The following is a 20896-nucleotide window of genomic DNA, read 5'->3' on the forward strand; positions in this document are numbered from 1 at the left end:
GCCACCGCGTCAACGCCGCGGGCGTTTGGTCCGCGCTTGGGCGGAAACACCGGGGAGGCGGACGGTGTGGTCCGTCCGGCCACGGTGTCTGCCGAGGACAGGTCACTCGTACCACCGCGCCCGCAGGTCCGACCCGCGAGTGAGATTGGCCGGTGTCCGGGACGAGAACATAGGTCATGCACGACCGCGCGATCGCGCGTGCTCCCCTTCCCCAGGAGGTCACCGGCGTGGCAGCGAGCGCCCGAGAGCGAAGCCCCGACCACTGGCCGACCGAACTCGACGTCCGGGACCTGCTCGCCCAGGGATGGCGGCCCACTCCCTTTCACGAGTACGTCCTGAAGATCCACAGCCGCTGCAATCTCGCCTGCGACTACTGCTACATGTACGAAATGGCCGACCAGGGCTGGCGAAGACAGCCGCGGCGCATGGCCGTACCCACGGTCGAACGCGTCGCGGAACGCATCGCCGAACACGCCCGCGCGCACGGGCGCTCCCGGGTCGAGATCGTCCTGCACGGCGGGGAACCGCTCCTGGTCGGCCACGGCCACCTGCGCACGACCGCACAACTGCTGCGCAAGGCCACCGAACCCGACGTGCTCGCCGCCCTGAGCATCCAGACCAACGGCGTCCTCATCGACGACCAGTACCTCGACCTCTTCGACGAACTGGGCATCCGGGTGGGCGTCAGCATCGACGGCGCCGAGCGCGACCACGACCGCCACCGCCGCCGCGCCAACGGCCGCGGGACCCACGCCGAGGTCGACGCCGGACTCCGCCTGCTCACCGCGCCCCCGTACCGCCACCTGTTCTCCGGCCTGCTGGCCACCATCGACCTGGAGTCCGACCCGGTCGGCACCTACGAGGCCCTGCTCGCCTACGACCCGCCCGGCATCGCCTTCCTGCTGCCGCACGGCAACTGGGAGGCCCCGCCCCCCGGCTGGGACCCCGAGGGGCGCGGCTACGGCGACTGGCTCATCGCGCTCTTCGACCGCTGGTACCACGCGCCCCGGCGGGAGACCGACATCCGGATGTTCCACGACATCATCCGGATGCTCCTGGGCAGCCACTCGCGCACCGAGAGCATCGGGCTGTCCCCGGCCGCGCTCGTGGTCGTGGAGACCGACGGCAGCATCGAACAGGTCGACAGCCTCAAGTCCGCCTACGAGGGCGCCGCCGGCACCCGCCTGCACACCTTCACCCACCCCTTCGACGACGCCCTGTACCTGCCCTCGACGGCGGCGCGGCAGATCGGCGCGCGGGCCCTGGCGCCGGAGTGCCGGGCCTGCCCCGTGCACACGGTGTGCGGCGCGGGCCTCTACCCCCACCGCTACCGGGCCGGGACGGGATTCCGGAACCCGTCGGTGTACTGCCAGGACCTGTACCGCCTCATCACCCACGTCCACCGGGCCGTCGCCGCGGACGTGGCCCGCATCCGGGAGGAACTGTGACCGCAGCGGCCGTGCCGATCAGTCGACCGGTGCCGGGGCCGGTCTTCGACGCCCTGGCCCGGGGCGCGGGGGGCGCCACCGCCGCCCGCTACCTGCGCGAGGCCGAGTACGGCAAGCACCTGCTGCTCGTGCGCCAGGTCGTGGACCACGCGCGGGCACGGGAGCACCCCCTGGCGGAGCGGGCCGGGGCGGCCTACGAACTGCTCATGCGCGCCGAGGAGGCGGCCCCCGACGCCGTGGCGCGCCTCCTGCGCCATCCGACCGTGGGGGTGTGGGCCCGGCGCACCGTCCTGGCCCTGGGCGGCCACCGCGACGAGGAGCCCCGGGTGGCGGCTATGTCGGCCCTGGCGGCCTCCGCGGCCGCCCGCTCGGGCATCGCGGCCCGCCTGCGGGTTCCCCTGTACGGGCCCACCGCGCCCCTGCCGGGCCTCGGACGCGCGCTGCTGCGGCCGGGCGCCGACGGCGAGGAGGCGGTGTTCGAGTCCGGCGCCGACGGCGCCGGACTCTCCCTCGGCCGCACGGCCGTGCGGGTACCGGACGACCCGCACGAGGACGCCGAGGGCTGGCACGCGCTGCGCCGGATGGCGGCCGAGCACCGGGGCCGCCGCCTGGAGCTGCTCCTGGACGACCAGGAGGCCGACCGCATGCCGGGGGCGAGGGTGGCCGAGTCCCGCCTGGAGGGCGAGCGGGTGGAGCACTGGCGCGCCGTGCTCCGCCGGGCGTGGGCGCTCCTGGTCGACCACCACTGGACGATCGCCGAGGAGACCCCGGAGACCGTCTTCACGATGACCCCGATCACCACCTCCAGCGGCGCGTACTGCAGCGCCACGGCCAAGCACTGCTTCGGCAACCTGGGCCTGTCCACCCCGCTCGACCCGGTCTCGCTCGCGCTCACCTTCGCCCACGAGGTCCAGCACGCCAAGCTGACGGCGCTCCTGGACGTGGTGGACCTGTCGCTGCCCGACGACGGGCCGCGCTTCTACGCCCCCTGGCGCCTGGACGCCCGGCCGATGAGCGGCCTGATCCAGGGCGTGTACGCCCATCTGGGCGTGGCGGGGTTCTGGCGCCGGCAGCGGCACGTCTCCACGGGAGAGGCGGCCGCGCTGGCGCAGACCGAGTTCGCGCACTGGGGGCGCTCCTCGGTGGACGCGGGCCGGACCGTGCTGGCCTCACGGATGCTCACTCCGGCGGGCGAGCGGTTCCTGTCCGCGACCCAGGCCACCCTGCTCGGCTGGCAGGACGAACCGGTGCCCGCCGCCGCCCTGGAGAGGGCCGAGGCCGCCGCGCGCCGGCACCGCGCGCGGTGGCGCGAACACAACCCCGGCCTGTGAGGTGAGGTCCCCCCGCCCCGACCGTGTCCTCCGTCCCGACCGTCCCGTCCGTGCAACGTGCCCCGCACGTCCTACCTCGCACCGCGCGCCTCGCACAGGAGAGCGTCACCGCGTCCCGTGCCCGGACGAGGCGTCCACCACCACGCGAGGCGTTCTCGACGGACCCGAGCCGTTCCGGGCCGAGTCGGTCACAGCAGGGGCGGGTCGAAGTCGTAGACGAGCCGGTTCCCCTGGAGCGCGGACTGGCTGAGCGGGTGCTCACGGCCCAGGACACGGGAGAACGCCGGCAGGATGCGGCTGCTCAGCTCATCGGCCTCCTCCGACTCCTCCGCGCGCAGGTCCAGGCACAGGTTGGCCGCGCACGTCAGGGACAGCGGGTGCTCCTCACCCAGCAGGGCGTGGGTCCGGCGCAGGTTGCCGCGCCCGAGCCGCACCGCGTTCTTGGTCTCGCCCAGCGCCGCGAGGTCGCTGGCCAGGTTGATGGCCACCCCCAGCGTGTAGTGGTGGTCGCGGCCCAGCCTCTCGTCCAGGGCGGCCAGCGCCGCCTCGTCGATCTCGCGCGCCCGGGCGGGGTTGCCGAGGATCCGGTGCAGCAGGGCGACGTTGCTGCTGCAGCCGAAGTTGTAGGGGTGCTGGGGGCCGTACACCTTCTCGTAGCGCCGGTAGGTGTCCTCGGCCAGGGCCATGGCCTCGTTCGGCTCACCGCGCATCCGCAGGACGTTGGCCAGGCACATGGCGGCCGCGATGGTCTCCGGGTGGTTGAGCGTGTACCGGTTGAGGTAGCGCGAGTGCACGTCCTGGACCAGGTCGAAGGCCTCGTCGATCTCGCCCGCCATCCGCCGGGAGATGGCCAGGGTCAGCTGCACGCTCAGCGTCCTGGGGTGGTCCCGCTGGATCTTCTCCTGACCGAAGGCCAGGCAGTCCTCTCCCAGGTCGCACGCCTCGGTGTAGTCGCCGGAGAGGCGCACCGCCTGGGCCATGCCGCTCTGGTAGTTGAGCAGGGTGGCCGGCGGCGTGCCCCCCGGCGAGCGCCGGGCCATCATGTAGGCGCGCTCGTGCAGCCGCCGGGCACCGGCGAAGTCGCTGGTCAGCATGTAGCTGATGCCGAGGTTGTGGGCCGCGCGCAGGGTGTTGGGCGCCTCGGGCCCCAGGGTCTCCTCGTGCAGGCGCAGGGTCTCCTCGTCGGTCGCCCTGGCCTCGTGGAAGTCGCCCCGCGCCCGCAGGTCGGCGCCGATGCCCATGTGCAGCGACAGGGTGTCGCTGTGCGTGGGGCCGAGCACCTCGCGCATCCTCGGCAGCAGCGCCCGGTCCATCTCGCGCACCCTGGGGTACTGGCCCAGGTCGCGCAGGATGTTGGCGTGGGTGCGCTGGGCCTGAAGCGTGTACGGGTCGTGCGGGCCCGACACCTCCGTCCAGCGCGCGATGAACTCCGCCGCCAGCGTCTGGGCGCTGTCCAGGTCGCCGGCGCCGTGCAGGTACCGCAGGACGTTGACCACGAACCGGCGGGCGGCGGGCTCGGTGCTCTCGGCGATCCCGGTGCTGCGCAGGTGCGGGAGCAGTTCGGCGTAGCGCTCCTCGTCCTCGGCCGCGCTCATCAGGGCCCACACCTCCGCGCGGACCGTCTGGTGCTCGTCGGCGGGGATGTCGTCGCGCACCAGGGCCTGGATGAGTCGGTGGACCTGGATGGTGCGGTTGGCGTCGAGCCGGATCAGGGCGTAGCGGCCCAGTTGCGCGATGGCCCGTCCCAACCGGATCGGGTCGGCCATGAGCTCGGCCATCTCCGGGCGGATCCGCCCGGTGTCGGTGGGGAAGAAGATGTCCCGGGGGATGGGCTCGGGGCTGAAGAACGCGCAGCAGCGCAGCAGGTCCATCGCCTCGGGCAGGTCCTCCTCCAGTTTGGCGACCGACAGCCGCCAGGCCGCGGCCATGGAGGCCGGGTACTCCGGCGGCTTGCCCTCGCCCATCAGGGAGGTGGGCTGCTCCTTGAGCAGCCTCAGGTACTCCTGCACCGACATCCCGGTCTCGGCCTGGAGCGCGCCCGCCTGCTCCAGGGCCAGGGGCAGGTGCCCGAGGGCGTCCGCGAGCCTGGCGGCCTGGGCCGTGGTGATGGGGCGGCCGATCCGCCGGCGCAGGAACTCCTCGCTCTCGTGGGGCGTGAACTCCTCCAGGGACACGGCCTCGGCGACCCCCTGCCACCGGTGGTTGCGGGAGGTGATCAGCACGTGCCCCGGGCCCTGCGGGATGATGTCCTTCAGGTCCTCCGGCTCGTCGGCGTTGTCGAAGACCAGCAGCCACCGCGAGTACGGTTCGCCCCTGCGCAGGGCGTTCAGGACGCTGCCGGCGGCCTCGTCGATACCGACCTCGTTGGGCCCCGGCAGGCTCAGGTGCGGCGCCAGGTGGGCCAGCGAGGAGCGGACCAGGCCGGGCTGGTCGGCCATGATCCACCACACCACGTCGTAGTCGCCGCGGTACCGGTGGGCGTACTCCACGGCGATGAGGGTCTTGCCCACCCCGCCGTAGCCGTGCAGGGCGTGCGGCAGGACGGCCGTCACCGTGCTGTTCAGCGTGGCGTTGAGCTGTTCCAGGTGGGCGGCGCGCCCGGTGAAGTTCTTGTTGCGCGACGGCACCCTGCCCCAGACCGAGGGGAGCGGACCCAGAGTCGGGTTGGACGGCTTCGGAAGGGGCACGCTATTCCTCCTGTTTCACACTGTCCCCACCAGCTCCATTTTTTCCGAGCTGTGAGGAGCGTGTCGAGGTCTCCGTTGATTCTCGGTCTGCGGACGGTCGAGGGATATTCAGGGTAGGTGATCATGGTTAGCGGAGGACAGGCGTGGTAAGAACTTTTCAGGATGGCCGCCGCGAATGCGAACGGCGCGGAGATCCGCTTCACGACCGCTCTCCAGGTGTTGGACGGGCGGACCGGAGAGAGAGGACGGACGATCGTGCGAGAAGGCGTCGGTGACACGCTGTTGGTGGAGGTCGCGGGCCTTTCCCTGAAGCAGCTCCAGGGCCTGGGCGAGTCCGCCATCGAGGTGACGCTGCGCGACATCCTCGACCCCGCGAACGCCGACATGGAGTTCCTGGCCGACTTCGACAGCGGATACTGACCGATCGTGGAACCGGCGGCGGTTCCGGTCCCGTCCGGCCTCCGTCGGCTTCACCCGGAAACGACAGGTCACTGGCGACAGGGCTAGAGAAGTGTGGTGACCGCTCGCGGCCCCCGGTTTTTCGTGGCACCATGGGCACCATTGTTTCGCGTCGGTACTGCCACCATTCTCGCTGGCCGGGAGCTGTTTCATGTTACGAATCTCGGACGGGCGCGTTTCTCCCGGCAACCCCTTCGTGGGCGCTCGTCCCTTCGGTGAACGCGACCGCCACCTGTTCTTCGGCCGCACCGAGGAGACCGGGGCCCTGCTCAGGGCGTGGCGCGGCTCACGCCTGACGGTCCTGCACGGCGAGTGCGGGGTCGGCAAGAGCTCCCTGCTCCGGGCCGCCCTGGTCCCCGCGCTCACCGACCTGGGCGCCCGCGTCCTGCCCGTGGGCACCCTGTGCTTCGACCCCGCCTTCCCCTCCGCGGTCCTGCCCGAGCAGAACCCCTACACCCGCGCGCTGGTCGCCGCCTGGGACCCCGTCGCCTTCCCCAGCCACAGCCCCGGGACGTCGATCGCCGACTTCCTGCGCTCCCGCGCCCCGACCGACCGCCGCGGAGGGCCCCGGCCCCTGTTCGCCGCCCTGGACCAGACCGAGACGCTCATGCGGGGGGACCGGCCCGGCCGCCGGCGGTTCATGGAGGAACTCCTGTCCGCCGCCGAGACCGCGCCCGGACTGCGCCTCCTGGTCACCACGCGCACCGACCACCTCGACGGGCTGCGCCGCCTCATCGACAAGTACGAACTGGACCACGTCGAGGTCCCCCTGCGACCGCTGGACCCCGACGCCGCGGCCGAGGCCGCCCGCGGCACCCTGGCCGTCGCCGGGACGCGCTACGGGCCCGGCGCGGCCGACCGGCTGGTCCGGGCCGCGCTCGCCCCCGACCCGGCGGGGGACCCCGCCGCCGGGCCCGAGGGCGGTGTCGACCCCGCCCTGTTCCAGGTCCTCGGACGGATCCTGTGCGAGCACGGGCCCGGCGGAGCCGAGGAGTTCGATGTCGACGCACCGCTGTCCGCCTTCCTCGTCCGGGTGGTGCACGAGGTCGCGGCCGAGCACCTGGTGCCGCCCGACGTCCCCCACGCCTGGCTCCGCCGTGTGGTCGTGGCGGGCGACGAGGGCGTGGACGTGCCCGACCGCGCCCACCGCGGCGAGGCCCTCACCCGCGGCCTGGCCCACAGCCTCCAGGACCGGCACCTGGTGACCGCCGGGGGCGACGGCTACGTGCTGCGCCACCCGCGTCTGGCCCGGCCGCTGATGGCGCTGTTCTCCCAGGCCGGACAGGCGATGCCGCCGTGGTCCCTCGACGAACTGCTGGGGCTCGCGCGCCGGGCGTACACCCGCGGCGAGCACGGCCTGGCACGGGAGCACACCCGGCGGGCCCTGCGCTCCGGGCCGCGCGCGTCCCCCCGGACCCGGGCGCTGCTGACCTCGCTCCTGGGCGACCTGGCCTTCGGCCGCGGCGACCACGAGGCGGCGGCCGGACACTACGCCGAGGCCGCCGTCCTGTTCGAGACCCAAGGGGACGGCGCCGCCGTCGCCCGTGCCCTGGTCGCCCAGGCCCGCAGCCACCTCGGCGCGGGCCACCGGTCGCAGGCCCTGGGCGGCCTGACCGCGGCCGCCAACCGGGTGCACGGCGACCCGAGCCTGAGCACCGGGATCGGACAGGCCCTCTGGCGGGCCGGGCAGGGCGCGCTGGCCCGCGAGGTGCTGGACGGGGTGTTCGTCGGCGCGGGTGCCACGAGCGAGGCCAGACGCACGCGCGCCGAGGTGATCGCGGCGAACGGAAGGGGTTGAGGGCCGCTGATGGAGGTCGTACTGGTCGCGCTGGTGACCGGAGTGAGCGCCTTGGGCGCCAGTTTCCTGACCGGGTTCTGGACCTACCGGACCGCGCAGTGGCGGGGCCGGCACGAGCAGCGGTTGGAGGAGGACCGCCGCCGGTTCGCGCAGGACGAGGAGTTCACCCGCCAGGTGCGCGACCGCTTCGAGCAGGCGGGCCGGTCCGTGCTCCAGTTGGGCGTGACCGTCCGCGTCCTCGCGCACGTGCGCGCCTCGGGGGCGCACGGCGGTGCCGACGCCGAACTGGCCGTGCTGCTGCGCCAGGCCCGCCAGGACGCGGTGGAGGCGGGCGTGGCCGTCGAACGCCTGCGCGGGGTGGTCCGGCCGCAGGACCGCGAGCTGGTCGAGGACCTGCGCGAGGCCACCGACCGCGCGTTCATTCACGGCCAGACGGCCACAGGTCCCGAGGCGGAGGCGGCGCGGGTGCAGCGGGAGCTGGACTCCCGGCTCCGGCAGATCGAGGAGACCCTGTTCCCCGTCCTGGCGGTGTCGTGGGACGAGCAGGGCGGCGGGGCCGTCGAAGCCGTCGACGGAGCGACCCCGGAACGAGCGTCGCCGCCGTGAACACCGCCGCCAGCACGGCGATGACCGCGGTCACGGCCAGCGTCGTCGCGCGGATGCCGACGCCCTCCAGCAGGTAGCCGCCCGCCAGGACCCCGACGGGCAGCGCCCCGCCGCTGAAGAAGCGCAGGGTGCCGGTCACCCGGCCCAGCAGCTCGGGCGGCAGGTGCGTGGTGTGGTAGGTCAGCACGGTCACGTTCAGATGGGCGCCCACGAAGCCCACTCCGCTCCACGTCACGGGCAGGAGCACCAGGAGCCAGGCCACGTCGGCGTGGTCGGCGAAGGCCAACAGGGCGGTGACGCCCGTCCACGCCCACAGGCACAGGGTGACCATCGTGCCGGGCCGGTTGCGGCTCACCAGCAGCGGAGCGAGGGCGGAGCCGAGCAGGCCGCCCGCCCCGCTGGCGGCCAGGACCACCCCGAGCAGGAAGGTCGACAGGCCCTCCTGGGTGCCCAGGGTGAGGATCACCAGCCAGATCATCTGGAAGAGGGCGTTGGTGACCGTGGCCGCCACCGTCGTCAGCAGCAGGAAGCGGTCGCGTCCCAGGTGGCCGAACCCCCGGGACAGGTCGGTGAGCAGCCGGACCCCCGTGGCGGCCGGGCGCGCGGGCCGGATCCGGGGCAGGCGCAGGGCCAGCCACAGCGACGCCGCCGAGAGCACGGCGTCGCACAGCGCGGGCAGGCCGCCCGCCACCGCGAACAGGCCGCCGCCCAGCGGGCGCCCCGCGAGCTGGGTGGCGTGCGTGCGGGCCTCGTTCTTGGCCGCCGCGCCCGTCAGTTCGCCGCGGGGCACGAGGTAGGGCACGGCCGTGGTGGCGGCGGTGGAGTGGCAGGTGGCGCACACGCTGTGGACGGCCGCGGCGACGCCGAGCAGGGCCACGGGGGCGTCCAGGAGCAGCACGGGGCCCACCAGACCAACGACGCACACGATGCGCACCACGTGGCCGGCGACCATGACGGCTCGGGGGTCGCGGCGGTCGACCAGCACGCCGATCGGGATGTGCAGCAGGGTGCGCGGCACCATGCCCATGGCGGCGATCCACCCCGCGGTGACCGGCGAGCCGGTCTGGTGCAGGGCCAGGAGCGGGAACGCCAGGCCGAGGGTGACGTAGCCGAGGCCGGACAGGGCGCTGCCGGCCCACAGCAGGCCGAAGTCGCGCCGCCAGGGCCGAGCGGCCTGCCGCGCGGTACCGTTCACCACCGCGAACGGGAGGGGCGGGAACGGCGGTGCTCCTCGGGGTGCGTCACGGGCTCTGGTTCTCGCTCCGGCCGTCGGGTGATCAGAGAAGGGCCCGATGCGCGGGGCGGCGTGGATGCGGTGCCGTGCCCCGCGAGTGCCGGTGTGGTGGTCCCATGGCCGCGGTGGCTCCGCCAGGCGGGTCACGCCTGGCGCGAGCGGGCAGGGCACATGCTATCGGTTGTGGAACGGCGGCCGTACGCCCGAATTCCGGGCGGGTCCGGGGCATACGCCAGCAAAAGGTGTGTCTTGCGCGGCGGTTTGTTCCTCCGTGTCGCGCTATGAGCCGTTCGTCGCGATGCGCGTCAGCGTGTGGGCCTCGGTCGGATCGGCGCACTCCCAGCGCCGGACCATGCGCTCGACCACGGCCGCCGGGACGGGGTTCTCCCGCCGGTCCAGCCGCGCGCGCAGTACGTCGGGCGGGGACTCCAGGGCGACGATCTCCACCCGGGCGCGGTAGGCGGCGGTCAGGTCCACGCACTGGGAGCGCAGCGAGCGCGAGACGTTCGTGGCGTTCCACACGAACGACCGCCCCGCCCGCAGGTGCTCACGGGCCCGCGCGAACGCGGCCGCGGCGACCGGCCGCTGGTCGGCGGTCGGCCGCACGCCCAGTTCGGCGCGCAGCGCGTCCAGGCTCACCACCGGCGTCCCGCCGCGGTGGCGGCCGATCCAGGTGTCCTTGCCCGCGCCCGGCAGCCCCGACATGACCGTCACCGTCCCCCGGGTGTCGTCGTAGGCGGCGTAGTCGGGGTCGCGGTCGGGCGTGCGGAACCACTGGAAGCGGGCGTGGTCGGAGGGGAAGTCGCGCGGCCCCTCCAGGCAGCGCTGCTCGGCGCAGTACTCCTCGTAGAGCGCGACGTTCTCCAGCACCTCGGCGGTGTCCCCGCAGTGCCTGCCCAGGATGTCGGCGGTGGCCAGCAGCACCAGGTCGTCGTTGCGTGCCAACAGGCTCACCCGGAACGCGATCTGGCGCAGGTCCGGGCGCTCCAGCGCCCAGAACGGCACCTGGTGGTGGCGGACCAGGGCGGCCACGTGCTCCCGCCACTCCACGGGGGCGCCCGCCCGCCACAGCAACCGCCGGGCCAGCAGGTCGCCGCGCCGGGAGTGGCCGTGCGCGGTCACCCGCCCGTCCTCGTCACGGCGGGTGCACTGGGGTTTGGCGGAGTCGTGCAGGAGCACGGCCGCGAAGAGCCGCACGCGCTCGGCCTCGGGCCGGTTCCGCCACCCGGGCAGGCCGGCCAGTGCCTCGCACGCCATCCGGGTGTGCGTCTCCACGTCGCCCTCGGCGTGGTGCACGGGGTCCTGCTCCACCCCGGCCAGGTCGCGCACCCAGGCGAACGCCTCCCGGACCCGGGCCCAGTCCAGGTCCCAGGCCGGCGGCGCCGGGCACAGCTCAGCGAACGTCCGCATAGAGCACCTCCGGGTCGGCCAGCGCGTTGGCGATCAGCGGCCGGTCGAGCCAGTGCGTGCCCGAGTCCAGGACGGCCGTGGTGAACTCGCGGCGCACCCACTTGTAGCGGTCCACGGTGTGGTCGCCGTCCTCGACCTTGACGTAGAGGCCCTCCATGAGGTCGGAACCGTCGCTCTCGGCCAGGGACCGGGCGGGGTCGGCCCCGGCGGCGGCCGCCGCCGCGGCGAGGGCCCCGCGCCAGTCGGGCGTGCGGGCCGTGGAGGGCCCCACCAGGGCGGTGAGGTCGGCCAGCGAGTCCAGCGGGCCCGAGCGCAGGACCGGGACCGACACCACCGGCGTGCCCTCCAGCAGCTCCCGGCGCCGGGGCGTGGACAGGAACACGTCCTCGCGGGTGTCCAGCACGTCGAACTCGCAGAAGTAGTGCGGCAGCGCGTCGTAGAAGACGGTGTGCTTGGCGTAGAGCCACTCCCCGTACAGGACGTAGCGCTCGCCCAGGCGCGGCCACAACCGCGGCGCGACGGAGGCCGCCCACGCCTTGAGCGGCGCGAACTGCCGCTCGCGCGGCCCACCGGACAGGTAGTGCCCCCGGCTCTGCAACCGCAGCTCTCCGCCCGGCCCGAAGCTGATCCCGGTGTTGGCTCCGTCCAACTTCTCCTCCACCACCAGGTGGCGCCCGGCCAGCGCGTCGAAGGGCTCGGCGGACAGGTCGCCGTCACCCGGTTGGAGGCGAGACCCCCGGATGTGGCGGGTGCGAGGGTACTTGCGGAGCATGCCCCTGGTTGTACACACCCGCGCGGTGCCGCGGCCACTGGTTTTCCGGCGCTGCGGAAAGGACGCCGGTGACGGGGCCCCACGGGGGAATCCGCGCCGCGGGTGCGCGGGCCGTCCGCGCGCGGACGGGCCGTCCGCCGTCCCGGTCGCCGCCCGGGGCCCGAACGTGTGGCCCAGGCGCGTGTCCGGGGCCGGCTCAGCGGTCGCGGACGGGGCGCCGGGAGTCCAGCGACGCGGCGTCGGCCGCGGCGCGCCCCTCGTCCCAGCCGTCGGCGTCGGAGGGCCCGCGCACCCGCGAGTAGGTCAGCTCCCCGAACGCCTCGGCCACGGCCTCCTCCACCCGCCGCTCACGCTCGGCGAACACCGGCACCAGGTCGGTGCCGGTCTCGGCGGCGGCCGACGCCTCGGCCGCCCGAGCCGAGGACACCAGGCGCTCGCCCACCCGCGCGGCGAAGGCCGACACGAACGACTCGCGGTAGGACCGCCCCGCCGCCCGGCCGGACCGGTCGCGGACCGACCCCTGGGCGCGCATCGCCGACTCCAGCTGCACCAGCAGCGACGTGAACATCACCTCGACCGCCGCCAGGTCGCCCTCGAAACCCATGACCGTGCACAGCCCCAGCGCGCCGTCCCACACCGCACGGCAGTGGTTGGCCTCGGCGACCTCGTGCAGCAGGACCGCCTTGTACTCGTCGTAGGGGGCCTCCACCGGCAGCCGCCGGGCCGCCGCCGCGGGCGACGACCCGGGCTCGGCGTCCAGCAGCGCGCGGTCGATGCTGTGCCGCGCCATGAGCTCCTGGGCCCGCGCGCTCAGCGCCTCGGCCTCACTGGGGAACTCCGTCGACTCGGCCTTGGCCAGCAGGGCCCGCACCCGCGCCAGCTTGCCCTGGTCGACCCCCGCGGCCCGGTGCGAGGCCGCCGCGCTCCCCGGCCGGTAGGCGCCCGGTACCGGGCCCAGCCGACGCAGGGGCGGCAGCACGCGCAGGTCGGCGAGCAGCCGCAGGGCGGCCTCCACCACCTCGAACCGCAGCAGACCGTACTCGGCGCCCGCCCACGCGAGGTAGTCCTCGGGGGCCTCGAACGGAGCGCGCGACCCCAGCTCCCGCACCTGCTCGCTCCAGCGCGGGTCGACGGTGGCGGGCGCGTACCGGGCCAGATCGGCGGTGACCGCGTCGGCGCACATCGACGCCGCCACCGGTCCCCGCGCCCGGCGGACCTGGCGGACCGCCTCGGCGGGCTGCCAGCCCCGCGACCACGCACCCGTCACCGCCTGGAGCAGGGCGTCCGTGAGCGCGCCGGCGCACGCCGCCGCCCAGGCGTCGGACTCTGCGTCGGCCAGCCGCGCCGCGGCCAGGTCGAGGCCGTCGCCCCCGCGGCCCAGGACCAGCGCGTCGACGGCGCCGGCCGCGATCTCGGCGGGGGTGTCGGCCGGCGCGGGCCCGGGCCAGGGCTCGACCTCCGGGACGGCACGGCGACGACCGGTCCGCTTCCTGCTGCCCACGGCGCCCCTTTCGGAATTCGGTCGTGAAAGCCGACAGGCCATGGTACCGACCGATGCGCACGTAATGGACCCGGCAAGGGAGCGGAAAGGCCGGGGGCAAAGGGGAAAGCGGCGCGAATGGCGCGGACCGGGAGCGCCCGGTCCGGAGGGTGGCCGACCTGCGCGGTCGAGGGGCGGAGTGTGTCCCCCTGGCCGGGGTGCGCCGTTTTCCCGCCTTGGCCCGGGGTCGAACTCCGCGCCCCACGCGGAAAGGTGCCGCTATCGTCCCGGAAGCATCCCGGAAACATCAGCGGCATAGCGTCGGCAGGCATCACGTAGCCACTGAGGAGTCTCCATGCACCAGGGAACCGACGCCACCGGCCAGGGCGACGACGACCCGCGCGGAGCCGTGACAGCACGGTGCCCGGTCCGCCACGGCGGACCCCTGCCCCTGCACGAGGGCGCCGGAACCGACGTTCCCTGGTCGCGGCTGCGCGAGACCTACGGCGGCCTGGCCCCGGTCGAGATCAGCCCGGGCGTCCCCGGGTGGCTGCTGCTCGGCTACAAGGAGAACCTCCAGGTCCTGCGCGACCAGACCTACTTCTCCGCCGACCCGCGCCCCTGGAGCCCCGGCGGTCGGGCACCGGCGCGCAGCGGCGCCCTGTCCCACGACGGCGAGGAGCACCAGCGGCTGCGCGTGCCCATCGTCGACGCCCTCGCCCAGGTGGGTACCGCCCAGCTGGTCCCGGTGGTCGAGCGCGCCGCCGTCCGCCTCGTCGGCGCGGTGTCCGCCGAGGGCAAGGCTGACCTCATCGGACAGTACGCCGCCCCGCTGCCCGCGCTCGTCCTCAACGAGCTCTTCGGCCTGCCCGACTCCTACGGGCAGCTGCTGGCCGACCTCACCGACCGGCTGTGGAGCGGCGACCCCGACCGCGCCGAACCCGCCGCCCTGGCGATCCGCGCTTACTTCACCGGGCTGGTCGCCCGCAAGCGCGCCGAACCGGGCCAGGACCTCACCAGCACGCTCCTGGAGCACCGGCACGCCCTCACCGACGACGAGGCGGTGGAGGCGCTGTCCCTGCTGTGGGAGACCGGGCACGAGCCCACCACCCACCTCATCGGCAACGCCCTGCTCAGGCTCCTGGAGGACCCGGCCGTGTGGACCTCCTACCTCGGGGGCACCCTCACCCCGGAGGACTTCCTCGACTACGTCATGTGGACCGACGCGCCGCTGCGGATGCTGGCCGGGCGCTACTCGACCATGGACATCCGCTTCTCGGGAGCCCGGATCCGCCGGGGCGAGCCGATGCTCCTCGGATTCTCCGCCGCGCACGCCGACCAGTCCGCGGTCCGCGGCGGCGACGACCCCGGTGCGCTGACCGGGAACCGCTCCCACCTGGCCTGGGGCGCCGGAGCCCACCGCTGCCCCGCCACGTCCTTCACCCGCGAACTGGTGCGCACCGCCATCGACATCGCCGTCGACCGACTGCGGGGGATGGTCCTGGCCGTGGAGGCCGAGGAGCTGCGCCGACGCGACTCGATGGCGGTCAACGGGCTGACGGCACTCCCGGTGTGGTTCACCGCGACGGGGGAGAAGGCCCAGGAGGCGGCCGCGCCCGTCCGGGAGGCGCCCCGGACGCGCTGGGTCCGCCGCAGGCGCACACCGCCGTCGCAGGGCGCCCGCTACCAGGCGCCGCTGGCCAAGGCGGCGGAGGAGGGCCCGGCGGTCGCGCGCAGGTCCGGTCCCGCGTCGTCGGCGAGGAAGGCGCCGCCCGCGCTGGGCGCCCGCTACCAGGCGCCCTTCGCCCGGCAGGAACCGGAACCCGACTCCCTGGAGCGGCTCCTGAGCACCTGGCGGGGCCGCGCCTGACGGTGCCGCCGCCGAGACGGCGCCCGATCTGGGAGAGCGGTGGCCCGGTCGTGTCGTCGTACTCCCTGGCGTCCTCCCGCCGCCCACACGGAGGCGGCGGGTGACCGCACTTGACCGTGGCGCCGTCCGACGGCCTGATGCGGGAGAGCGGCGGCGCGAAGGTGTCGTGGCGATTCCCTGCCTCGCGCCATCACGCGACCGCGCCTGTCCGTGCAGGCCTCCTACAGCGCCGGACCTGGGAGGGTGGTGGCCCGGTCGTGTCGCCGTACTCCCTGGCGTCCTCCCGCCGCCCACACGGAGGCGGCGGGTGACCGCACCGCCGCGCTACTCCACGAGAAGGACCTCCAGGGTCCGGGGGCCGTGGACGCCCTCGACCCGGTTCAGCTCGATATCGCTCGTGGCCGAGGGTCCGCTGATCCACGTGAGCGGCCGGGCCGGGTCCAGCCGCCGGACCCCCTGCGGGACCCCGTCCACGACCTGGTCCGCGCGCACCACGCACAGGTGGTAGTCCGGTACCAGCGTGATGGCCCGCCTGCCCTGGTCCGGGCCGCCGTCCAGGACGATCGTGCCCGTCTCGGCGATCGCGACCGCGCACGCGGTGACCACCCCGTCGACGGAGTCCAGCTCGCGCAGCTCCAGCGGCCGGTCGCGGCTGTCGGGCCTGCGTACGGCCTCCGTACGCGAGAACCAGTCCGCGTCGATGCCGTCGGGCACCGCGACGGTCGAGGCGCCGCGCCGCTCCAGGGCCGCGGCCACCTCCTCGGCCAGCCGGTCCGCGGGCACCCGGCGCACCAGGGCCTTGTAGTCGCGCAGCCGGTCCTCCAGGACCTCCAGCGCGGCGCCCATACCGTGGCTGTCGGCGTAGGGCCGCTCCACTGGTCGGACCACCGGCTCGTCGGCCGGGACGTCGGTGAGGGCGGCCCGGACCCGGGCCAGCACGCGCTCGCGTGAGGTGCTCAACTCTGCCCCTTCTCGTGCTTGTTCCACCACTGGCGGAAGGACTCGGCCGGGACGTCGGGCAGGTCGCGGGTGTCGGTCCAGGCGCCCGCCATGCCCGGCAGGTGGCGCGGCACCAGGTTCCGGGCCGCGCCCGCGGCGCGCTGTGCCGCCTCCAGCGCGTGCGAGGAGCCCAGGACGGCCTCGGCGCCCTTCATCACCGCCTTCTCGCCCAGGTGCCCCGACCCGGCGGCGACCTCCTCGCGCAGGTGGACCAGCACCTCGGGGATGTCGATCGCCACCGGGCAGACCTCGTAGCAGGCCCCGCACAGCGACGACGCGTACGGCAGCGCCTCGTCCACCTCCGACGACATCCCGCGCAGCTGCGGCGTGAGGATCGCGCCGATCGGGCCCGGGTACACCGAGCCGTAGGCGTGCCCGCCCGTGCGCTCGTAGACCGGGCACGTGTTCAGGCACGCCGAGCAGCGGATACAGCGCAGCGCCTGGCGGCCCACGGTGTCGGCCAGCACGTCGGTGCGGCCGTTGTCCAGCAGGACCAGGTGGAACTCCTGCGGGCCGTCGCCGGGCGTCACGCCCGTCCAGGTGGAGGTGTAGGGGTTCATCCGCTCGCCGGTGGAGGAGCGCGGCAGCGTCTGCAGGAACACCTCCAGATCCGCCCAGGTCGGCACGATCTTCTCGATCCCGACCACGGAGATCAGCGTCTCCGGCAGGGTCAGGCACATCCGGCCGTTGCCCTCCGACTCCAGGACCACCAGGGTCCCCGAGTCGGCCACCGCGAAGTTCGCCCCCGAGATGGCGGTGCGGGTGCGCAGGAAGCGCTCGCGCAGGTGGACCCGGGCGGCCTCGGCCAGCGCCCGCGGGTCGTCGGTGAGCCCTTCGGGGGCCGGCACGCCCCACTCGGCCATCTGGGCCAGGAAGGTCTCCCGGATCTGGGCCCGGCCCAGGTGGATGGCGGGCACGAGGATGTGCGAGGGCAGGTCGTCGCCCAGCTGGACGATCAGCTCGGCCAGGTCGGTCTCGTAGGCGGTGATGCCTGCCTCGGCCAGGGCGTTGTTGAGCTCGATCTCCTGGGTGGCCATCGACTTGACCTTGACCACGTCGGTCTCGCCGGTCGCGCGTACGAGCCGGGTGACGATCTCGTTGGCCTCCTCGGCGTCGGCGGCCCAGTGCACGTGGCCGCCCGCGCGCTCGACCGAGGCCTCCAGCTGCTCCAGGTAGTGGTCGAGGTGGCGCAGCGTGTGGCTCTTGATCGCCGCGCCCTCGGAGCGCAGGCGCTCCCAGTCGTCCTCCAGCTCCGTGACGACCGCGCCGCGCTTGTCGCGGATGGTGTGGGTGGCCTTGCGCAGGTTGTGCCGCAGCCGGGAGTCGTTGACCGCGGCGCGCGCGGCCTCGGGGAAGGGCGGGATGCCCAGGAACGTCGCGCTCATCGGAGGGCGCCCTCCTTCTCGGTACTGGCCAGGATCTCGGCGATGTGCGCCACCCGCAGCCCCGAACGCTGCCGGGACAGGGTGCCGCCGATGTGCATGAGGCAGGAGTTGTCCACGGCGCACAGCACCTCGGCGCCGGACTCGACCGCGTGGCGCGCCTTGTCGGCGCCCATCGCCGAGGAGACGTCGCCGTTCTTGAGCGCGAACGTGCCGCCGAAGCCGCAGCACTCGGTGGCGCCCGCGAGTTCGACCAGCTCCAGCCCGCGCACCGCGCGCAGCAGCGCGTAGGGCCGGTCGCCCAGGCCGAGCATGCGCAGGCCGTGGCAGGTGGGGTGGTAGGCGACCTTGTGCGGGTAGTAGGCGCCCACGTCGGTCACCCCGAGCACGTCCACGAGCAGCTCGGTGAGGTCGTACACGCGCGGGGCCAATCCGGCGACCTTGCGCGAGAGGCGGCTGCCGCTGCCGCCCAGGCGGGGATAGTTGTCGCGGATCATCGCCGCGCACGACCCCGAGGGTACGACGACCGCGTCGGCGTCCTCGAAGGTGCGCACGAACCGCACCGCCAGCTTGGCCGCGGGCCTGCGGTAACCGGTGTTGTAGTGCATCTGCCCGCAGCAGGTCTGCCCCTCGGGGAAGACGACCTCGTGGCCCAGCCGCTCCAGCAGGCGGACCACGTGCCTGCCGGTGTCGGGGAAGAGCGTGTCGTTGACACAGGTGATGAACAGCGCGATGCGCATGGGCCTCCTTCGTGCACCCGCCGCCGCGGGTCGGCGACCATGATCGGCCCGCCCCGGGCGCCGGGGTGTTCGACGCGCCGCGCAGCACCCGCGCCACGCCAAGTGGTCCGACCACTTTGGCATGATCGGTGGTGATCCGGCAAGAACGCGACGGAATTCGGCCGCAGGGTCGCGCATGGGAAGGATTGGTATGATGTCTCGGGGTCGGCGGTCGCCGCCCAGGTCACCGAACACCAGGAGCCACGCGTGCACGAACCCGACGGCGAACGGACCTCCGTCACCCAGCGGGCCGTCGAGAGCGTCAAGGCGATGATCGCCGACGGCGAGGTCGGGCCGGGGGAGCGCCTGCCCACCGAGCGGGACCTGTCCGCCCGCCTGGGGGTGTCCCGCAGCTCCATGCGCGAGGCCATCCGCGCCCTGACCACCCTGGGCGTGCTGGAGGCCCGCCACGGCGCGGGCGTCTACGTCACCGCGCTGCGCCCCGCCGACCTCCTGGAGACCTTCTCCGTCCTGGCCGAGGTCTCCCAGGGCCGGACCCTGCTGGAGGTCCTCCAGGTCCGCCGGATGCTCGAACCCGCCGCCACGGCCCTGGCCGCCGCGCGGGCCAGCGACGCCCAGCTCGACCGCCTCGGCGCCCTGCTGGAGCGGATGGACGGCGAACCGGACACCTTCTGCGCCGACACCGTCTCGGCCGACCTCGGCTTCCACCAGGCGATCGTGGAGAGCACCGGCAACGCCACCCTGGCGGCGATCAACGAGGGCCTGTCCTCACGGACCTTCAACGCCCGCGTGTGGGCGGGGCACCGCGAGGCCGGGCTGACCGCCAAGCTCCGCGAGGACCACGTCCTCATCCACGAGGCCCTGGTCGCCCGTGATCCCGACGCCGCCCGGGCCGCGGCCACCACGCACGTGATGCGTGTGGAGCGCTGGCTCGGTGCCGACCTGGCGCGCGACGCCTCCTGACCGCACCTGACCGGGCGGACCGGCGCGGCCGACCACCCGTCCGTCCCGGGTGGTCAGGTCTCCCCGCGCCGACGGCGGACACGGTCGGCGAACTCCTCCGCGTTGAGCAGCCTCGCCAGATCCTCGCGGTGGCCCGTCGGCCTGCCGCCGCGGCCGGCCGCGCCGTTGCCGGGCACCTCGGTCCCCACGGCGTCCTCAGGGTCCTCGGTGGGCTCCGGGTCCTCCTGCGCGAGCTCCGCCCCGATGCCCAGGGCGTCGTGGTCCTCGACCTCGTCGATCCGGTGGCCGTACGGGAAGTCCAGCAGGTAGCTCGCCACGGCGGTGTCCTGGTCGGCGGCGCCCACGTCCATGACCGCGTCGACGTCGTCGATGTCGGCGGTGTCGTCGGGGTCCTTCTCGAAGTCTTCGGTGCGATCCGTCACCGGCCGCCCCCTCGCGTTCGGTTCCTCCTTCGATCATGCCTGGTCACGACGAGCGGCGCCAGTGGGGGCGGCCGGACCGGCTCCCGTGGCGGAATCCGGGCCCCTCGCCCGGCGATAAGCTCGTGCGCCACCGCCCCATCCCCGAACGGAGCCCCCTCACCCGTGTCCGCGCGCGACCGGGTCCGGACCATCGTCGACTCCTCGTGGTTCCAGGCCCTCATCATCACCCTGATCCTCGTCAACGCGCTCATCCTGGGCGTGGAGACCTCGCCCCGCGTCACGGCCGCCCACGGCGACCTGCTGCACCGCGTGGACGTGGCCATCCTGGGCGTCTTCGTCCTGGAACTCCTGCTCCGGCTGTTCGCCCACCGGCGCGACTTCCTGCGGGACCCGTGGAGCTGGTTCGACATGGTGATCGTGGGCGTGGCCCTGCTCCCCACCTCCGGCCCCTTCGCGGTCCTGCGCGTCCTGAGGGTCCTGCGCGTCCTGCGCCTGCTGTCGGTCATCCCAACGCTGCGCCACGTCGTCTCCGGCCTGTTCCGGGCCATGCCCGGCATGGTCTCCATCCTGTTCCTGGTGATGCTGCTGCTCTACGTGTCCGCGGTGATGGCCACGGAGCTCTTCCGCGACGTGTCCCCGGAGTACTTCGGCGACCTGCCCACGTCCCTGTTCTCGCTCTTCCAGATCTCCACGGGCGACAGCTGGGCGTCCATCGCCCACACCGTCATGGAGCACAAGCCGCTGGCGTGGATCTTCTTCGTCCTGTTCATCCTGGTGTCGACCTTCGTGGCGCTCAACCTCTTCATCGCCGTCGCGGTGGAGGCGCTCGAACAGGACTCCGGCGGCCGCGGCGGCGACGGGGGAAGCGCCCAGGCCTCCGGCGCCGACCCCGACGACGGGCCCGAGCAGGGGCAGGAGCTGATCCTGGCCGAGCTGCGGGCCCTGCGCGCGGAGGTGGCGGACCTGCGCCGCGAACGGGAACGGGAGCGCGAGCCCGAGCGGGCGGGCAGCGGCTGAGCCCGGTACCGAACCGCTCGCGCGGGCCGACACCGGCCCGCCTCCCGCACCGCTCCCACCCGCCCCAACTCCCGCACCTCCCCCACCCGCACCGGCGGGGGCCGACGCGCGTCGCCGTCACCGCGGCCGCCTCCTGAGCCCGTCCCGCGGGGGAGCGGCGGCACCGCTGCCGCCGCCGCACTGTGCGGGACGGAACACACCCCGTCCGCGGGCGTCTGTGGAAGGCTAGGGCGTACAGCCGCAGGGCGGGCGCGGCCCGCGAGGACGACGAGGAGCGA

Annotated in this window: 16 protein-coding genes; 7 read left to right on the forward strand and 9 right to left on the reverse strand. The window is 74.1% G+C overall.

Annotation, left to right across the window (positions count from 1 at the left end):
* The first annotated feature begins 176 nt into the window (after positions 1 to 176).
* Positions 177 to 1448, forward strand: a complete 1272-nt coding sequence (locus tag ADL05_RS05910; protein WP_082376137.1) for an FxsB family cyclophane-forming radical SAM/SPASM peptide maturase — start codon at positions 177 to 179, stop codon at positions 1446 to 1448.
* On the forward strand, positions 1445 to 2779 hold the full coding sequence (locus ADL05_RS32250) for an HEXXH motif domain-containing protein (protein ID WP_304437776.1): 1335 nt from the start codon (positions 1445 to 1447) through the stop codon (positions 2777 to 2779). The genes ADL05_RS05910 and ADL05_RS32250 overlap by 4 nt, the downstream gene beginning before the upstream one ends.
* A gap of 188 nt (positions 2780 to 2967) precedes the next feature.
* On the opposite strand, the gene fxsT is transcribed toward ADL05_RS32250, so the two are convergent.
* Positions 2968 to 5466, reverse strand: coding sequence for an FxSxx-COOH system tetratricopeptide repeat protein (gene fxsT / locus ADL05_RS05920; protein WP_082376138.1), 2499 nt, complete (start codon positions 5464 to 5466; stop codon positions 2968 to 2970).
* Between the two features lie 162 nt (positions 5467 to 5628).
* On the opposite strand from fxsT, the gene ADL05_RS05925 reads away from it, so the two are divergent.
* Both ADL05_RS05925 and ADL05_RS05930 read left to right on the forward strand, forming a co-directional pair.
* Positions 5629 to 5886: a hypothetical protein gene (locus ADL05_RS05925; protein ID WP_053615843.1), complete on the forward strand. Its 258-nt coding sequence runs from the start codon at positions 5629 to 5631 to the stop codon at positions 5884 to 5886.
* Positions 5887 to 6076: 190 nt separating this feature from the next.
* On the forward strand, positions 6077 to 7723 hold the full coding sequence (locus ADL05_RS05930) for an ATP-binding protein (RefSeq protein ID WP_053615844.1): 1647 nt from the start codon (positions 6077 to 6079) through the stop codon (positions 7721 to 7723).
* A gap of 418 nt (positions 7724 to 8141) precedes the next feature.
* Here the strand turns inward: ADL05_RS05930 and ADL05_RS05940 are convergent, their stop codons facing one another.
* From ADL05_RS05940 to ADL05_RS05955, 4 genes are all read right to left on the reverse strand, one after another.
* Positions 8142 to 9524, reverse strand: a complete 1383-nt coding sequence (locus ADL05_RS05940; RefSeq protein ID WP_231640623.1) for an MFS transporter — start codon at positions 9522 to 9524, stop codon at positions 8142 to 8144.
* Positions 9525 to 9842: 318 nt separating this feature from the next.
* The gene (locus ADL05_RS05945) at positions 9843 to 10973 is read right to left on the reverse strand and encodes an AAA family ATPase (RefSeq protein WP_053615846.1); all 1131 of its coding nucleotides are present in this window, start codon (positions 10971 to 10973) and stop codon (positions 9843 to 9845) included.
* On the reverse strand, positions 10957 to 11745 hold the full coding sequence (locus tag ADL05_RS05950; protein WP_053615847.1) for an RNA ligase family protein: 789 nt from the start codon (positions 11743 to 11745) through the stop codon (positions 10957 to 10959). The genes ADL05_RS05945 and ADL05_RS05950 overlap by 17 nt, the downstream gene beginning before the upstream one ends.
* A gap of 196 nt (positions 11746 to 11941) precedes the next feature.
* Positions 11942 to 13246, reverse strand: coding sequence for a DUF2786 domain-containing protein (locus tag ADL05_RS05955; protein ID WP_369800893.1), 1305 nt, complete (start codon positions 13244 to 13246; stop codon positions 11942 to 11944).
* Positions 13247 to 13580: 334 nt separating this feature from the next.
* On the opposite strand from ADL05_RS05955, the gene ADL05_RS05960 reads away from it, so the two are divergent.
* On the forward strand, positions 13581 to 15095 hold the full coding sequence (locus ADL05_RS05960) for a cytochrome P450 (protein ID WP_053615849.1): 1515 nt from the start codon (positions 13581 to 13583) through the stop codon (positions 15093 to 15095).
* A gap of 324 nt (positions 15096 to 15419) precedes the next feature.
* Here the strand turns inward: ADL05_RS05960 and ADL05_RS05965 are convergent, their stop codons facing one another.
* Genes ADL05_RS05965 through ADL05_RS05975 form a run of 3 tightly spaced genes read right to left on the reverse strand, consistent with a single transcriptional unit; the run spans position 15420 to position 18216 of the window.
* Positions 15420 to 16055 carry an LUD domain-containing protein gene (locus ADL05_RS05965; RefSeq protein ID WP_053615850.1) on the reverse strand — a complete coding sequence of 212 codons (636 nt, stop codon included), beginning with the start codon at positions 16053 to 16055 and terminating at the stop codon, positions 15420 to 15422.
* Positions 16052 to 17479 carry a lactate utilization protein B gene (locus ADL05_RS05970; RefSeq protein WP_053615851.1) on the reverse strand — a complete coding sequence of 476 codons (1428 nt, stop codon included), beginning with the start codon at positions 17477 to 17479 and terminating at the stop codon, positions 16052 to 16054. The genes ADL05_RS05965 and ADL05_RS05970 overlap by 4 nt, the downstream gene beginning before the upstream one ends.
* On the reverse strand, positions 17476 to 18216 hold the full coding sequence (locus tag ADL05_RS05975; protein ID WP_053615852.1) for a (Fe-S)-binding protein: 741 nt from the start codon (positions 18214 to 18216) through the stop codon (positions 17476 to 17478). The genes ADL05_RS05970 and ADL05_RS05975 overlap by 4 nt, the downstream gene beginning before the upstream one ends.
* A gap of 246 nt (positions 18217 to 18462) precedes the next feature.
* Between ADL05_RS05975 and ADL05_RS05980 the strand changes: the two genes are divergently transcribed.
* Positions 18463 to 19179, forward strand: coding sequence for a FadR/GntR family transcriptional regulator (locus ADL05_RS05980; protein ID WP_053615853.1), 717 nt, complete (start codon positions 18463 to 18465; stop codon positions 19177 to 19179).
* A gap of 53 nt (positions 19180 to 19232) precedes the next feature.
* Here ADL05_RS05980 and ADL05_RS05985 read toward each other — a convergent pair whose 3' ends face one another.
* Positions 19233 to 19601 (reverse strand): hypothetical protein, encoded by a 369-nt coding sequence (locus ADL05_RS05985; protein ID WP_053615854.1) that lies wholly within the window; start codon positions 19599 to 19601, stop codon positions 19233 to 19235.
* A gap of 162 nt (positions 19602 to 19763) precedes the next feature.
* Here ADL05_RS05985 and ADL05_RS05990 point away from each other — a divergent pair, with 162 nt between their 5' ends.
* Complete coding sequence (locus ADL05_RS05990) at positions 19764 to 20618, forward strand: ion transporter (RefSeq protein ID WP_053615855.1); 855 nt, start codon at positions 19764 to 19766, stop codon at positions 20616 to 20618.
* Positions 20619 to 20896: the final 278 nt, after the last annotated feature.

This window comes from Nocardiopsis sp. NRRL B-16309 (assembly GCF_001279585.1).
Taxonomy (GTDB): Bacteria; Actinomycetota; Actinomycetes; order Streptosporangiales; family Streptosporangiaceae; genus Nocardiopsis.

Coding starts and splice junctions, on each gene's coding strand:
- ADL05_RS05945 (WP_053615846.1), bottom strand. CDS start 10,973: ATGCGGACGTTCGCTGAGCTGTGCCCGGCGCCGCCGGCCTGGGACCTG.
- ADL05_RS05950 (WP_053615847.1), bottom strand. CDS start 11,745: ATGCTCCGCAAGTACCCTCGCACCCGCCACATCCGGGGGTCTCGCCTC.
- ADL05_RS05975 (WP_053615852.1), bottom strand. CDS start 18,216: ATGCGCATCGCGCTGTTCATCACCTGTGTCAACGACACGCTCTTCCCC.
- ADL05_RS05930 (WP_053615844.1), top strand. CDS start 6,077: ATGTTACGAATCTCGGACGGGCGCGTTTCTCCCGGCAACCCCTTCGTG.
- ADL05_RS05960 (WP_053615849.1), top strand. CDS start 13,581: ATGCACCAGGGAACCGACGCCACCGGCCAGGGCGACGACGACCCGCGC.
- ADL05_RS05925 (WP_053615843.1), top strand. CDS start 5,629: ATGGCCGCCGCGAATGCGAACGGCGCGGAGATCCGCTTCACGACCGCT.
- ADL05_RS05910 (WP_082376137.1), top strand. CDS start 177: ATGCACGACCGCGCGATCGCGCGTGCTCCCCTTCCCCAGGAGGTCACC.
- ADL05_RS05970 (WP_053615851.1), bottom strand. CDS start 17,479: ATGAGCGCGACGTTCCTGGGCATCCCGCCCTTCCCCGAGGCCGCGCGC.